The sequence below is a fragment of the Mycolicibacterium setense genome (assembly GCF_000805385.1).
Lineage (GTDB): Bacteria > Actinomycetota > Actinomycetes > Mycobacteriales > Mycobacteriaceae > Mycobacterium > Mycobacterium setense.
Window position 1 is genome coordinate 134,742 of record NZ_JTJW01000003.1, and the last position, 14,075, is coordinate 148,816.

The following is a 14,075-nucleotide window of genomic DNA, read 5'->3' on the forward strand; positions in this document are numbered from 1 at the left end:
ACCTCTCGTGCGGCGGTGTCGGCGATCGCCGAAACGCTGCCGTCGACGTAGTACACCACCGCGGCGAGTTCCAGGCCCGGTGCTCAGCTGTGCCGGAAAGAACCCGACCGTCAAACGGGCGCTTATCCTGTTCGGATGGCAGGTGGAACGAAGCGGCTGCCGAGGGCCGTGCGTGAACAGCAGATGCTCGACGCCGCGGTGCAGATTTTCTCGGTCAACGGATACCACGAGACCTCGATGGACGCGATCGCCGCGGAGGCCGAGATCTCGAAGCCGATGCTGTATCTCTATTACGGCTCCAAGGAGGAGTTGTTCGGCGCCTGCCTGGACCGCGAGCTCACCCGCTTCGTGGACGTCGTGCGCGGCGAGATCGACTTCACCCAGAGCCCCAAGGACCTGCTGCGCAGCGCCGTGCTGGCGTTCCTCACCTACATCGACGCCAATCGCGCTTCCTGGATGGTGCTCTATACCCAGGCCACCAGCTCGCAGGCCTTCGCGCACACCGTCCGTGAGGGCCGTGAGCGGATCATCGACCTGGTGGCCCGCCTGCTCAGCACCGGTACCCGTAATCCGCAGCCGGACAGTGACTTCGAGATGATGGCGGTGGCGCTGGTGGGTGCGGGCGAGGCGATCGCCAGCCGGGTCAGCACGGGCGACGCCGACGTCAACGAGGCCGCCGAGTTGATGATCAATCTGTTCTGGCGCGGCCTGAAGGGCACCCCGTCCGACGCGGGCACGCAGTCGGTTTCCACCGGCTAGGTCCGGCTGAAATTGCTGTCCTGAGCCCCCTGCCGGCGGCATTACGCTTCCAATATGGGTTCTGAGCTGAAGGTTGACCCGGCCGGGCTGCGGTCGGCTGCCGCAGCCGAGACCGCGGTGGGTGAGGCTGTCGCAGCACTCGGGCTCGGGCAACCGCTGAGCGCCGCGGCCGCCGCCATGCCCGGGCTGCGCAGTGGTGCCGCCTGTGGTCAGGTCTCTCCGGTCGTGGACGGCGCGGCCAACGCCCTCGGCAGCGATCTCGGTGCACATGCCAACAAACTGGGCCATGCGGCCAACGTGTTCGAGCAAGTCGATGACGCGTCCGCACGTCAGCTGATCGACTCAGCCCGCGCAATGGATTGACATGCCGGTTTCTATCTCTCAGGTGGAAGCCTCCAACCCTGAGGCGCTGGTGCACAGCGGCGCCGCCGTCGGCAGCCGGGCCGCCGAGCTGGCGGCACAGATGGATCAGCAGCGCGCCATCATCGACAAGCTGCGGGCCGGGTGGACAGGTAGCTCGGCAGATGCGGCCATCGCAAGTGCCACAGCGTCATTGGAACGGATGCAGCGGCTCCATGGTGCGCTCGGCACGCTGAGTTCCGCCTTGCAGGACGGCGGTGGCGAACTGGTGCAGCAACGCAGCCGCATCGTGAGTACCGTCGGCCGGCTTCAAGGGCAGGGGTGGCAGGTCGCCGACGATGGAACGGTGTCGGTCCGTCCCGGCAGCGCACTCGACATCTTCGCCAGGTTGAGTCCGGTGAACCGGATGCTGCTGCAAGCGCTGGCTGCGAACGCATCTCTGGATCTGCAGACCATGCTGGCGCAGTTCGAAAGCACCGACGACAAGGTCGGGCAACAGGTACGCGACGCCGCAGCGGCGCTCAGCGGGCCGGGAGCGACGGAGTCGCCCGCGCCGACCGGCCCGCAGTCACTGGTCGACCGGCTGGCAGGGATGACACCGGATGAGCGGGCCGCGTTCCTCGCCGGGCTGAGCCCGGAAACGTTGCACGAGATGGTGCTCGCCGATCCGCAGGCGATGGGCAACACCGATGGCGTGCCGTTCGACACCAGGATCGAAGCCAACAACATCAACATCCGCAACGCATTGGCCGAGGAGCTGAAGAAGCAGCCACCGGATGACGCCCGGGTCAAGCAACTGCAGGCCATGCTCACCCCGATCAAGGATCCCAACAACAGCGGACAGTTGGTACCACGCAAGTTCGTCGCGTTCTCCACCGAGGGCAACGGCCGGATGATCGAGATGATCGGCGACATCAAGCCCGGCATCAACGGCGTCGGCGTAGTGGTGCCCGGCACCAACACCAACCTGAACGGCAGCGGCTCGAATCACGCATCTGCGGTGGAACTGGCCGCGCAGAGCGGTTCGCCGGTTTTTCTGTACATGGGTGACGACTTTCCGCAGGGCCTGGACAAGGCGGCCGACCCGTCCTACGCCGCGTCGATGGCTCCCAAGCTGGTGTCGTTCGGCCACGAGATCGACCGGGCGGTGGGTGCGGGAGCGCCGGGTACACCCGTCACCTATATCGGCCATTCCTACGGCGGTGCCATCGTCGGGACCGCTGAGCAGATGGGGTTGCGCGCCGACCGAATCCTGCACGCGTCCTCGGCCGGCACGGGAATCCTCACCGGGGAATACACCAACCCGAACCCGAATGTGCAGCGTTACTCGATGACCGCGCCCGGAGACCCGATCTCGGTGGTGCAGTCGTTGCCGCGCGATGTCCCGATCCCCAGCGGGATACCCGGGATTCCGCAGACGGTCGACGGGCAGGTCGGCAATCCGCTGGGTGGTCTGCCGTCGGCGACCGATCCGGACCGGATTCCTGGCGTCACTCGTCTGGACACCGGGTATTACGGCCGGGAAGGTGAGCACGCCAACGAGGTGATCGTGGGTCAGGATGCACACGGAAAGTATTGGGACGATTATGAATCCGATGCGTTCCGGAACATGGTGGCGGTAATCCAGGGCGGTGAGGTCACCGGCTATGTGGAGCGCGGTATCGAGAGCAACTACGTCGATATCGACGTCGGCGATGACGGCAACTTCCGGGCAGAAGCCTCCGATCAGGGTCGGGCCCAAGCCGGTCCCAAGATCCCCGAACTTCCTTGGGACGATGACGGATCCTACGATCGACGGCAAAATCCGTGGGACAATCCGCGCGTGACCGACAATCCGGATCGCGGACCACGAATACCGGTCAAATGAGACTACTCACAGTACTTTTCATGGCGGTGATGGTGATGCTCACCAGTTCCTGCGGGCCTTCCCCCGAGGACCGGCCGCCCACCGAGGACGAGGCGACGATGCAACCCACTTCATTGACCGTCACCGAGGCCGCACGCACCGCGGCCGGTTATGTATCGACCATCCTCGACAAGCCGGTCGACCCCAACCCCGCCCTGGCGCGGAAGATCGGGTGCCGCACAGACGAGGCGTTGATGTCGGTCGGCCCGCCGTGGAAGGTGCAGGTCTACGAATGGATACGCGATCCGGCGCCCGAGCTCGTCGAGGCCGTCTTCAATCGTATCCACGCCCTGGTGGGTGAGGGCTTCGAACCTGTGCCCTGGACCCGGCCGGACCCAGAACCTCCCAACGACAAGACCTACCGTGATGCCCGCGGCTACGTCGTTTTCGCCAAGGCAGAAAACCGAGGCAGCGACGGGTATGTGCTGACAGTCCGGGCCACCTCGCCCTGCGCGAACGACGATTAGCCGACTGTGAAGGTCCGACCGGTCTAGACGGCCACACCCTCCACCACGCTGAACGGGGAGGCCGTCGCCACCACGCGGGTGAGCCGGAAACCGGCCTGCTGATACAGGTTTCGGTAATCGTCCTCGCTGCGTTCCCGGGCGGCGACACCCACCAGCATCTCCATGTCGGTCCACTTGCCGATGAACTCACGGTCGTGGTCGGGGATGACCGCCTCGATGAGCAGCAGAGTGGTGCCGGGTGTGGCGGCGGCACGCACATTGCGCAGGATCGCGATCGCCTCACCGTCCGGCCAGTCGTGAATGATGTTCTTCAGCACGTAGGCGTCGGCGCCGGCCGGAACGCGGTCGAAGAACGAACCGGGGACCACCTCGACGCGCTCGCCCACGCCGTATCTGCTCAGAAGTTCCGGAGCCCCGTCCACCACCGTCGGCAGGTCGTAGAGCACGCCGCGGGCCGCTGGGGCCGCGGCCAGCACGGCGGCCAGCAGCCGGCCGTGGCCACCGCCGACATCGGCGACGGTGCCGAACCGGGTGAAGTCATAGGCCGCCACCACAGGCGCGATCGCCAACTCGGAGATGTTGGTCATCGCGTCATTGAAGATCGCCGACAGTTCCGGATCGGAGGCGATGTAGTCGAAGGGCTGCTGACCGCGAAGCTTGGGGATGACGGCCTCACCACTTCGGACGGCGTCGGTGAGGTGGCTCCAATGCTCGCGGTGCTGCACCGAGCCCACGAACCGTGCCATCGCGCCCACGGACACCGGTGCATCCGTGCGCAGGGTGTCGGCCAGCGGGTTCAGTGCGTACCCGCCGTCGCGGGTGCGACGGAAGATGCCCTCGCTGACCAGGGCGCGCATCAGCCTGTCCACGGCGTCGGGATCAGCGTCGACCCGGCGGGCCAGCTCGTCGGGGCGCAGCGGGCCGTCGGCGAGCGCATCGGCGACCCCGAGCTGTGCGGCAGCCGCGATACCCTGGGCGACCCATGCGCCCAGGATCATCTCCAGCATTGCCGCGGGCGGCGGCGCCGTACGTTGATGCAGGCGGCGCAGATGGTGGCGAACGCGTTCGACCGCGCGGACCAGTCCAGCGGGCGGCACCTTGGCGGGAGTCACCGGATGACTGTAGGGCAGGTTGGTTGAGGTGTCGGTCACAATGGCCGTCGCGGTGGTGAACAGCAAACGGAACTGGCGTCGAAAGCGGTTGCGTCAGCCGCCTAAAGTGGTGCCGATGTCCACTGCGAAACGAACGGCCGGTCATGCCTGACGGCGGTGCCGGCGATCGGGCTAGAGACGGCGGTGCCGGCGATCGGACTCCTGCCGGGTCTCTGGACCAGCTGTACCAGCTCAACCGGGAGGTGGCCGATTCGCGCTCGGCGCGGTTGCTGGCGACGAACAACCTGGCCACCTACCTCACGCTGATGGAGCGTCACCTGGACCGCGGCGCCAAGCTCACCGAGATAGACCTGGTGGTCCGGCTGGAACGCGACCTGGCGGACCTGGGCTCCGAGACCGATCAGTCGGGCCTGTCGCTGATCAAGTACTGGGCCGGTCAGGGCTGGCTGCACCGGGTCACCGAACAGTCCGGCGACACCGAACGCAATGTCTGCCACCTCACGTACGAGGCGCGGGCCGTGCTGGATTTCGCGCGTCGCATGCGCCGCGAGGACACGCTCGCCACCGGCGGATCGATCACGGGGATCGCGGCCGGGCTGCGGCGCGTGGCCGGACAGGTCAGCAACGACCCGGACCGCATCCGCGCCGACATCGAAGCCGAGATCGCCAGGTTGCGTGACGAATTGGATGCGCTCGAGCAAGGGCAGCGGCCCGAGCCCGACCTGGTCGACATCGAAGACGAGGCCCGCGCCATCGCTCTGCAGATGGAGCAGATCATCTCCGACATCGGGCAGTACGGCAGCATGCTCAACCGCATCACCACCCGACTGCTGGATGCCTCGGCCGACACCGATCTCGGATACCGGGAACGTCAGCGCCAGCTGTTCGACGACTACGAGTCGCTGTTCGCCTCCCGCGAGAGCGCTTCCTACACGGCCTTCACCCGGATGATCCAGGATCCCGAGCAGCGGGCCGCGCTGGTGGCCGACATCGAAGAGGTGACCCGCGAGCTGCCGCACCTCGACCCGGGTCTGCGTGAGGTGATGACGGGGTTCTTCAGCCTGGTCTCGGCGCAGACGGCCGAGGTGGGCCGGACCCGGCAGCGCTGTGCCCGCCGGATCAAACGCTTCGTCGCCTCCGGCACGCTGGAGCACAGCCGCGGTGTCACCCGGCAGCTCAACGATGCGCTGGCCAGCGCGCATGAGCTGCTCAGTGTCTCGCTCGCCGACAGCCGCATCGGTATCGAGGTGCCGTTGGTTCGGACCGACTTCAATTCGATTGGCGCCGTTGCCTTCAAGATCCGCGATGCCATCCCACCGTCGCAGGCCGAGCCATCGGAGGGTGAGGTCAACCTGTCGGCGTTCTCGGCTCTGGCCTCCCAGGTGGATGCCGCCGAGCTGGCCGAGCTGGTAAACGACGCGATCGCGGCCGGGCCGCTGTCGCTGCCCGACGCGATCGGCATGCTGGATTCCGCCTATCTGGGGCATGTGATCGTGCTGTGGTCCTGGGCCCTCAAACAAGGCACCGAAGGCGGGGCCGACGCCGGTTCGTCGGCGCGGGTGCGCTTCCGGTCGCTGGAGGGCACCGACCGCGAAATCGAGATCCCCCGACTGGTTTTCACCGAACCGATCCCTACTGTCAGCGAGAGCCTGCTATGACCGATGTCCCGGACACCTCTCCCATCTCAGGTGCAGTGCAGGCCTCAGATGTGGCGATCGACTTCGATGCGCTGCCGAGCATCGACGCGGTCGAGCGGTCCACCGACCAGCGTCGTGCGCCGCGCTTCGACGGGGACGTCAGCGAGTTGCCCGACCGGGCCTGCTGGGCGCTGCAGCACCTGCTGTCGCGTCGCTACGTCAGCAAGGACAACCATTCCGAATTGTGGTCGTGGGTCACCCGATACCGCAGCGAGCTCACCGTGCGGCTGTCGGAACTCGATATGCGGCTGTGCATCTCGGATGATCACGACATCGCCTACGTCGAGCAGGCCGACTACGAGTCGCAGTGGCGCCGCCGGCTACTGCGCCGCGAGACCTTGAACACCTACGATTCGATCCTGGCCCTGCACCTGGCCAAGCTGATGCGGGCCGCCGCACGCGACGAGAATGTCCTGATCAGCCGCGACGAGATCCACGAGCTGTTCGCCGGGGTGAACAACGACACCGACCGCGACACAGCGTCCTTCGACAAGCGGATCGACAACGCGATCGAGCGGCTCACCGACATCGACATGCTCGCCCGCAATCGCGAGGACGAGGACAGCTTCACCATCAGCCCCGTGGTCAACGCGATCATGACGGCCTCGATGATCACCGAACTGCAGCAGCAGTTCGAGCAGCTCAAGCGGACCGCCAACGGCACCGGCAATGATGCCGACGAAACCGATGACGCACGACTTGACGACGAAGTGGACGCTCATGGCTGACCCGACCAACCAGTTCTCGTTGTCGCGCCTGCAGGTGATCAACTGGGGTGTGTTCGACGGGTATCACTCGATCCCGTTCAGCCGGCACGGCACGCTGATCACCGGATCCTCCGGCAGCGGCAAATCATCACTGCTAGATGCGATTTCGCTGGCCTTCCTACCGTCGCACCGCCGCAACTTCAACGCCTCCGGCGATACCACCGCCGCGGGATCGGGTACGGGCAAGCGCACCGTCGACAAGTACGTGCGCGGAGCCTGGGGCGAGCGGCGCGAGGGCACCAGTCGCCAGATCATGTATCTGCGCGGGACCGGTCCGGCCTGGTCGGCCGTCGCGGTCACCTACACGGACCGCACCGGGCGTTCGGTCACCGGTTTGGTGCTCAAATGGCTGGCCGCCGAGAAGACCTCGGATCCGGGCAGTCGTTACTACCTGATCGACGACGACCGCGACATCTTCGGCCCGTGCAACAGATGGGCCGCCAATGGCTATGACGCGGCGGTGTTCCGCGACGACGGCTGGACCGGCGGTCGCAGTGAGAGCCAGTACCTGGCCCAGCTGTACTCCAGCATCGGCATCCGGGCGTCGGAGGCCGCCCAGCAGCTGCTCGGTAAGGCCAAATCGCTGAAAAGCGTTGGTGGTCTTGAACAATTCGTCCGTGAATTCATGCTCGACGAGCCGGCCAGCCTCAGCGGCGTCGAAGAAGCGCTGGAGCAGATCAACCCGCTGGTCGAGGCCCGCGGCCTGCTCGATGTGGCCCGCCGCAAGCGCAACACGCTGGGCAACATTGCCGCGGTACAGGCGCGTTACGCCGACGAGGCGGCCAAGTTCGGGGTGATCGACACCATCGACAATGCCATGATCCGCGATTACGTCGACCATCTCCGGCTGGCGCAGGCCGGCCCGGAGATCGACAATCTCGACGACCAGATCACCCAGCTCGGCGCCCAGCGTGACGAGTTCGGTTCGCAGCAGCGTCAGCTCAAGAACGAGCACAACTCGCTCATGGCACAGATCAACACCGTCACAGTGGATCTCGTGCCGCTGCAGCAACGGCTGACGGAGGCCGAGCGGATCAGCGAAGAGGTATCGCGTCGGCGCACCACCTACGAGGACAAGGTCACCGTACTGGGCTTGACCCCGCCCGACAACGGCGAGGAATTCTGGTCGCTGCGTGAGACATTGATGGACGAGGCTGACCGGCTGCATCGCGAATTGTTCACCGGCAACCAGCCCTACGTCGAGGCGTCGGCGAAGGAGGTTCGGGCCCGCGAGGCGCGGGAGAGTGTGGAAGCCGAACTGGAGCGGGTGCAGCGGCTGGGCTCCCCACTGCCCAGGACCGAGTACGAGATGCGGGCACGCATCGCCCGGGCGCTCGACATCTCCGAGCGCGACCTGGTCTACGTGGCCGAGCTGATGGAGCTCAAGCCGGAGGAGTCGCGCTGGCGGCTGGCGGTCGAAAAGGTGTTGCGCGGGGCGGGATTACGCCTGCTGGTTCCTGATGCTCACATGGAACGCGCGCTGCGGTTCGTCAACGAGAACGACATGCGCGGCCGGATCCAGCTGCAGCATGTCCAGCACGGCACGCAACTGCGCACCCCGCCTGCGGGCACGCTGGCCACCAAACTCCAGCTCGCCGATCCGACGCACGACAGCGCTGTGGAGGCGCTCAACGTGATCGCCGCGGTCGGTGACTATGTCTGTGTCGACGGGCCGGAAGAGTTCACCGAGCAGTCCCGTGCGGTTACCGATCAGGGTCTGCGCAAGGACAGCGGCCGGCTCTCGATCAAGGACGACCGGTCCCGGCTACGACCTTCGGACTACATCTTCCTCGGTGGCACCGCGGCCAAAATCGAAGCGCTGCAGGATGATCTGGCCGCGGCCCAGGATGTGTACCAGGTGGCACGCACCGCCCGTGAGCGTCTTGACGAGCATCGCGGCCAGTTGCAATCCCGGGAACGGGCCTGTCGGGCCCTGTGTGACCAGTTCATGCAGTGGAGCGACATCGACACCGATTCGGTGGACGAGATGCTGGAGCGCCTGCAGGACGAACACGATCTGCTGGTGTCCGACAACCCCGACGCCGAACGGCTGCAACAGCGGGCCGACGAATGCTGGGAGCGGGTGGAGAAGGTCATCCAGCAGATCGGCTCGCTCAACGAACGTGAGACCACGCTGGACCGGAGGCGCACCGCACTCCTGGAGCTGAGCGAGCTCCTGACGGAGCGGCTCGGTTCCAGTGAGTTTCCGTCGCATGCCCGCGACACCATCGACGGCTACGCCGCCGACATCGCCTTGACCCTGGAGCTGCTCGACTCCGAGCCGTACCGGGCCGAACTGACGCGGGTCATCAGCCGCGAGCGAGATCGGTTGCGGGCGGACCGCAACCGCTCGCACGATGAGCTGGCCGGGATCATGGCCGCCTACGACAGCTCGTTCCCCGATGCGATTCCGAACGACAGCGACGTGTTCGACGAGCGGGTGCACGACTATGTGGCGCTGTGCCGCCGGATCGACGAGCGCGAGTTGCCCGACGCCTACGAGCGCATGCAGCGGCTGATCACCGAGCAGGCACCGGGGGCGATCCTCAACCTGCACATGATCGCCGACAACGAGGCGCGGCGGATCACCGAGCAGATCGCCCGCGTCAACACCGGCCTGGGGGCCGTGGAGTTCAACCGTGGCACGCGGTTGACGCTGCACGCCGGTACCCGGCATCTCGCGGCGGTGGACGAGCTCAACGAGAAGGCGCAGCGCATCTCGGCTCGGGTGTCATTGGTGAGCTTCGGCGACGAGACCGCGATGTTCGAGCAGTACACCGACATTCTCCAACTGCGAAAGTTGTTGGCCGGCAACACACCCGAGGACCGACAGTGGACGCGCGATGCGCTGGATGTGCGCAACCGCTTCGTGCTGTACTGCGAGGAGCGCGACGCCGAGACCGGCGAGGTGATCCGGACCTACAGCAACTCCGGTGACAACTCCGGCGGTGAGCAGGAGAAGCTGATGGCGTTCTGCCTGGCCGGGGCTCTGAGCTTCAACCTGGCCAGCCCGGACAGCAATGACACCAGGCCGTTGTTCGCCCAGCTGATGCTCGACGAGGCGTTCTCCAAGTCGGATCCGCAGTTCGCCCAGCAGGCACTCTCGGCGTTCCGCAAGTTCGGGTTCCAGTTGGTGATTGTGTCGACCGTGCAGAACAGCACCACGATTCAGCCCTATATCGACAACGTGGTGATGGTGTCCAAGTCTGACGCGTCGGCGCCCAATGCCCGGCCGGTCGCGTCGGTCACCTCGGCGTCGATCTCCGAATTCGCCGATCTGCGACGGACTTCGGGGGACGCGGTACCCAGCGTGTGAGTAGCGCCGAGTGTGCGTACAGATCGCGATCGAGCGTGAAAACGCGATCTGTATGCACACTCGATGGGCTTAGCGCAGCGGGCTGACCGTCGCAGACAGGTGCGGGTCGCCCTTCTTCAGGTTGCGCAGGGTCAGCTCCCAGCCGTCGGCATCGCGCTCCACGTAGAGCCCGGCCTTAGCCGGCAGCACCACGGGCTTGGCGAACCGCACCGAGTACTTGACGGCGCCGGGTATCTGCCCTTCGACGTTGGCCAGAACCGCTGCCGCACTGAACATTCCGTGCGCGATCACGGTGGGAAAGCCGAACAACTTGGCGGCCAGCCCATTGGTGTGGATGGGGTTGTGGTCCCCTCCGATCGACGCGTAGTTCCGGATCTGGCCCGGGGTGATGTTCAGAATCGCGTTGGGCGGCGGCAGCTTGGGCTGCTTCTGTGGCTCGGGTTTCGGCTCGCCGGACAGGCTGGTCTTCTGCTGATGCAGAAACGTCGCTACCTGGTGCCACGCCGGATCGTTGCCGACCTTCAGTTCGGTCACGATGTCCACCAGCAGGCCCTTGCGATGCTCACGCAGGTTCTCCGCATGCACAGCCGCGCTGACGGTGTCGGTCACCTTGATCGGCCGGTACTGCGTGATGTGGTTCTCGATGTGCACCGAACCCATTGCGGCGAAAGGAAAATCGAATCCGGTCAGCAGCGACATCACCGTCGGGAAGGTCAGGGCGAACGGATAGGTCAGCGGCAGGGTGTCGCCGAACCGCAGCCCCGTCACCTGCGCGTAGGCGGCGACGTTGGCCGGGTCGATGGATAACTCGTCCACCGTGATGGTGCGGTCCGGCAGGGTGTCGTCACGGGGGATGAACGGCAGGGCCCCGACGACGGCACGCAGCATGTTGTTCACGTCTAGGCTCCCAGCATGGCCTGGCCGCAGACCCGGATCGTGTTGCCGGTGACGGCATTGGACGCCGGGCTGGCGAAGTAGGCGATCAGTTCGGCCACGTCCACCGGTTGTCCGCCCTGGAACAACGAGTTCAGCCGGCGGCCGACCTCGCGGGTGGCCAGCGGGATGGCCTCGGTCATCTTGGTCTCGATGAAACCGGGGGCCACGGCATTGATGGTGATGTTCTTCGATGCCAGCTCCGGGGCCAATGCTTCGGTGAGTCCGATCATGCCGGCCTTGGTGGTGGCGTAGTTGGTCTGCCCGCGGTTACCGGCGATGCCGGCCATCGAGGACAGTCCGATCACCCGGCCGCCCTCGCCCAGCACCCCGGCCTCCACCAAACCCTCGGTGAGCCGTTGTGGGGCAAGGAGGTTCACCGCGATCACGGAGTCCCAGCGACTCTCGTCCATGTTGGCCAGCAGCTTGTCGCGGGTAATGCCTGCGTTGTTCACCAGCACATCGACCTTGCCGTCATGCTGCGCGGTGACATGCGCGATTATGGCGTCGACCGCATCTTCTGAGGTGACGTCGAGCGTCAGTGCGCTGCCACCCACCTTCTCGGCGACCTTGCCCAGATCCTCGGCGGCCTGGGGAACGTCGACGGCCACCACGGTCGCTCCGTCCCGTGCGAACACCTCCGCGATCGTCGCGCCGATGCCGCGGGCCGCACCGGTTACCACGGCCACCTTGCCGGCCAACGGCTTGTCCCAGTCAGCCGGCGGCGTCGAATCGGCTGCGCCGACCCGATAGACCTGCCCATCGACGTAGGCGGATTTGGCCGAGAGGATGAAGCGCAGGGTGGATTCCAGGCCGGTCGCGGCGGGCTTGGCGTCAGCGGCGAGGTAGACCAGTGAGGCGGTGGCGCCGCGGCGCAGCTCCTTGCCCAGCGAGCGGGTGAAGCCCTCGAGTGCGCGCTGCGCGATCTGGGCGTGGACGCTGCCGGCCTCTTCCGGTGTCGTGCCGATGACGACCACGCGCGCGCATGAGGCCAGGTTGCGCAGGACCGGGGTGAAGAACTGGTAGAGCTCCTTGAGCCCGGCTGCATCGTCGATGCCGGTGGCGTCGAGCACCACGCCGCCGAACGAATCGGCCCAGCGGCCGCCGATGTTGTTGGAGACCACGTCGTAGTCGTCGGCCAGGGCCACGCGCAGCGGCTCGGCGACGCGTCCCTCCCCGCCGATCAGCAGGGAACCGGCCAGCGCGGGCTGTCCGGGGCGGTAGCGGCGCAGGGTCTCGGGCTGCGGCACGCCCAGCTGTTTGGCCAGGAACGATCCCGGCCCGGAATTGACCACTTGGGAGAACAGGTCGGAAGCCACTTCAGCTGCCTTTCGCTTCGCAGTACTGCGTTGTCCATACCGAACTTACTCCAGAGTAAGAACAGTGGGTAATATAGCCCCGGACAACCCGACAGTGGAGGGCAAACAAATGGCCAACAACACGACCCGGCGACGCGTTGCCGTTTTGGGTGGCAACAGAATTCCGTTCGCACGGTCAGACGGCGCGTATGCCAACGCCTCCAACCAGGACATGTTCACCGCGGCCCTGGACGGGCTGATCGAGCGTTTCGATCTGGCCGGTGAACGCCTCGGCGCGGTGATCGGTGGGGCGGTGCTCAAGCACAGCCGCGACTTCAACCTCATGCGTGAATGTGTGCTGGGCAGCGCGTTGTCGCCCTACACGCCCGCTTACGACATCCAGCAGGCATGTGGCACCGGTCTGCAGGCCGCCACCGCGGCCGCCAATGCGATCGCGCTGGGACAGTACGACTCGGCCGCCGCGGGCGGCGTGGACACCGCCTCGGATGCACCCATCGCGTTCGGCAACGACCTGCGTCAGGTGCTGCTGGGCCTGCGCCGGGCGAAGTCCAACATCGACCGGCTCAAGCTGGTGGGCAAGCTGCCGGCCGCGCTGGGTGTGGAGATCCCGGTCAACAGTGAGCCCCGCACCGGCATGTCGATGGGTGAGCACGCCGCCGTCACCGCCAAGAAGATGGGCGTCAAGCGCGTCGACCAGGATGAACTGGCCGCCGCCAGCCACCGCAACATGGCTGCCGCCTACGACAGCGGCTTCTTCGACGACCTGGTCACCCCGTTCCTCGGGCTGTACCGCGACAACAATCTGCGCGCGGATTCGACGCCGGAGAAACTGGCCAAGCTGAAGCCGGTGTTCGGCGTCAAGGCCGGCGACGCCACGATGACGGCGGGGAACTCGACCCCGTTGACCGACGGTGCCTCGGTGGCGCTGCTGGCCAGCGAGGACTGGGCCGAGGCGCACGGTCACGAGCCGCTGGCCTACTTCGTCGACTCGGAGACCGCCGCAGTCGATTACGTCAACGGACCCGACGGTCTGCTGATGGCGCCGACGTATGCGGTGCCCCGGCTGCTCGCCCGCAACGGACTGACGTTGCAGGATTTCGATTTCTACGAGATCCACGAGGCGTTCGCCTCGGTGGTGCTGGCCACGCTGGCGGCCTGGGACTCCGACGAGTACTGCAAGGAGCGCCTGGGGCTGGACAAGGCGCTCGGCTCGATCGACCGCTCCAAGCTCAACGTCAACGGCTCCTCACTGGCAGCGGGCCATCCGTTCGCGGCCACCGGCGGCCGGATCGTCGCGCAGCTGGCCAAGCAGCTGGCGGAGAAGAAGCAGACGGGACAGCCGGTGCGTGGCCTGATCTCGATTTGTGCGGCGGGTGGTCAGGGCGTCACGGCCATCCTGGAGGCCTGACCGCCAGCCCGAAAACATCCGAAAAGTTTCT

General features: G+C 66.2%; 11 protein-coding genes. 8 read left to right on the top strand and 3 right to left on the bottom strand.

The window, feature by feature from the left end; genetic code table 11:
* Nucleotides 1–135: 135 nt before the first annotated feature.
* The 4 genes from QQ25_RS02210 to QQ25_RS02225 are packed head-to-tail and all read left to right on the top strand — an operon-like array spanning nucleotide 136 to nucleotide 3,492.
* Complete coding sequence (locus tag QQ25_RS02210) at nucleotides 136–759, top strand: TetR/AcrR family transcriptional regulator (protein ID WP_029106377.1); 624 nt, start codon at nucleotides 136–138, stop codon at nucleotides 757–759.
* Between the two features lie 54 nt (nucleotides 760–813).
* Complete coding sequence (locus QQ25_RS02215) at nucleotides 814–1,122, top strand: type VII secretion target (protein WP_039376918.1); 309 nt, start codon at nucleotides 814–816, stop codon at nucleotides 1,120–1,122.
* Nucleotide 1,123: 1 nt separating this feature from the next.
* Nucleotides 1,124–2,986: an alpha/beta hydrolase gene (locus QQ25_RS02220; protein ID WP_039376920.1), complete on the top strand. Its 1,863-nt coding sequence runs from the start codon at nucleotides 1,124–1,126 to the stop codon at nucleotides 2,984–2,986.
* Nucleotides 2,987–3,006: 20 nt separating this feature from the next.
* Nucleotides 3,007–3,492, top strand: coding sequence for a hypothetical protein (locus tag QQ25_RS02225; protein ID WP_101906373.1), 486 nt, complete (start codon nucleotides 3,007–3,009; stop codon nucleotides 3,490–3,492).
* Between the two features lie 23 nt (nucleotides 3,493–3,515).
* On the opposite strand, the gene QQ25_RS02230 is transcribed toward QQ25_RS02225, so the two are convergent.
* Nucleotides 3,516–4,604 carry a methyltransferase gene (locus QQ25_RS02230; protein WP_039377706.1) on the bottom strand — a complete coding sequence of 363 codons (1,089 nt, stop codon included), beginning with the start codon at nucleotides 4,602–4,604 and terminating at the stop codon, nucleotides 3,516–3,518.
* A gap of 143 nt (nucleotides 4,605–4,747) precedes the next feature.
* Between QQ25_RS02230 and QQ25_RS02235 the strand changes: the two genes are divergently transcribed.
* The 3 genes from QQ25_RS02235 to QQ25_RS02245 are packed head-to-tail and all read left to right on the top strand — an operon-like array spanning nucleotide 4,748 to nucleotide 10,384.
* Nucleotides 4,748–6,262, top strand: coding sequence for a DUF3375 domain-containing protein (locus QQ25_RS02235; RefSeq protein WP_082017380.1), 1,515 nt, complete (start codon nucleotides 4,748–4,750; stop codon nucleotides 6,260–6,262).
* Nucleotides 6,259–7,029 carry a DUF4194 domain-containing protein gene (locus QQ25_RS02240; protein ID WP_052235564.1) on the top strand — a complete coding sequence of 257 codons (771 nt, stop codon included), beginning with the start codon at nucleotides 6,259–6,261 and terminating at the stop codon, nucleotides 7,027–7,029. Before QQ25_RS02235 ends, QQ25_RS02240 begins: the two co-directional genes overlap by 4 nt.
* The gene (locus QQ25_RS02245) at nucleotides 7,022–10,384 is read left to right on the top strand and encodes an ATP-binding protein (protein WP_039376924.1); all 3,363 of its coding nucleotides are present in this window, start codon (nucleotides 7,022–7,024) and stop codon (nucleotides 10,382–10,384) included. The genes QQ25_RS02240 and QQ25_RS02245 overlap by 8 nt, the downstream gene beginning before the upstream one ends.
* 69 nt (nucleotides 10,385–10,453) lie before the next feature.
* Here the strand turns inward: QQ25_RS02245 and QQ25_RS02250 are convergent, their stop codons facing one another.
* Together QQ25_RS02250 and QQ25_RS02255 are read right to left on the bottom strand one after the other, a co-directional pair.
* On the bottom strand, nucleotides 10,454–11,272 hold the full coding sequence (locus tag QQ25_RS02250; RefSeq protein ID WP_052235637.1) for a MaoC/PaaZ C-terminal domain-containing protein: 819 nt from the start codon (nucleotides 11,270–11,272) through the stop codon (nucleotides 10,454–10,456).
* Between the two features lie 11 nt (nucleotides 11,273–11,283).
* Nucleotides 11,284–12,636: a 3-oxoacyl-ACP reductase gene (locus QQ25_RS02255; RefSeq protein ID WP_039376929.1), complete on the bottom strand. Its 1,353-nt coding sequence runs from the start codon at nucleotides 12,634–12,636 to the stop codon at nucleotides 11,284–11,286.
* Between the two features lie 109 nt (nucleotides 12,637–12,745).
* On the opposite strand from QQ25_RS02255, the gene QQ25_RS02260 reads away from it, so the two are divergent.
* On the top strand, nucleotides 12,746–14,044 hold the full coding sequence (locus QQ25_RS02260; RefSeq protein WP_039376930.1) for an acetyl-CoA C-acetyltransferase: 1,299 nt from the start codon (nucleotides 12,746–12,748) through the stop codon (nucleotides 14,042–14,044).
* Nucleotides 14,045–14,075 lie beyond the last annotated feature (31 nt).

Excerpts from the sequence above, each read along its gene's own strand:
- QQ25_RS02225 (WP_101906373.1), top strand. The coding sequence starts at position 3,007 with ATGGCGGTGATGGTGATGCTCACCAGTTCCTGCGGGCCTTCCCCCGAG.
- QQ25_RS02250 (WP_052235637.1), bottom strand. The coding sequence starts at position 11,272 with ATGCTGCGTGCCGTCGTCGGGGCCCTGCCGTTCATCCCCCGTGACGAC.
- QQ25_RS02210 (WP_029106377.1), top strand. The coding sequence starts at position 136 with ATGGCAGGTGGAACGAAGCGGCTGCCGAGGGCCGTGCGTGAACAGCAG.
- QQ25_RS02215 (WP_039376918.1), top strand. The coding sequence starts at position 814 with ATGGGTTCTGAGCTGAAGGTTGACCCGGCCGGGCTGCGGTCGGCTGCC.
- QQ25_RS02220 (WP_039376920.1), top strand. The coding sequence starts at position 1,124 with ATGCCGGTTTCTATCTCTCAGGTGGAAGCCTCCAACCCTGAGGCGCTG.
- QQ25_RS02245 (WP_039376924.1), top strand. The coding sequence starts at position 7,022 with ATGGCTGACCCGACCAACCAGTTCTCGTTGTCGCGCCTGCAGGTGATC.
- QQ25_RS02240 (WP_052235564.1), top strand. The coding sequence starts at position 6,259 with ATGACCGATGTCCCGGACACCTCTCCCATCTCAGGTGCAGTGCAGGCC.
- QQ25_RS02235 (WP_082017380.1), top strand. The coding sequence starts at position 4,748 with ATGCCTGACGGCGGTGCCGGCGATCGGGCTAGAGACGGCGGTGCCGGC.
- QQ25_RS02260 (WP_039376930.1), top strand. The coding sequence starts at position 12,746 with ATGGCCAACAACACGACCCGGCGACGCGTTGCCGTTTTGGGTGGCAAC.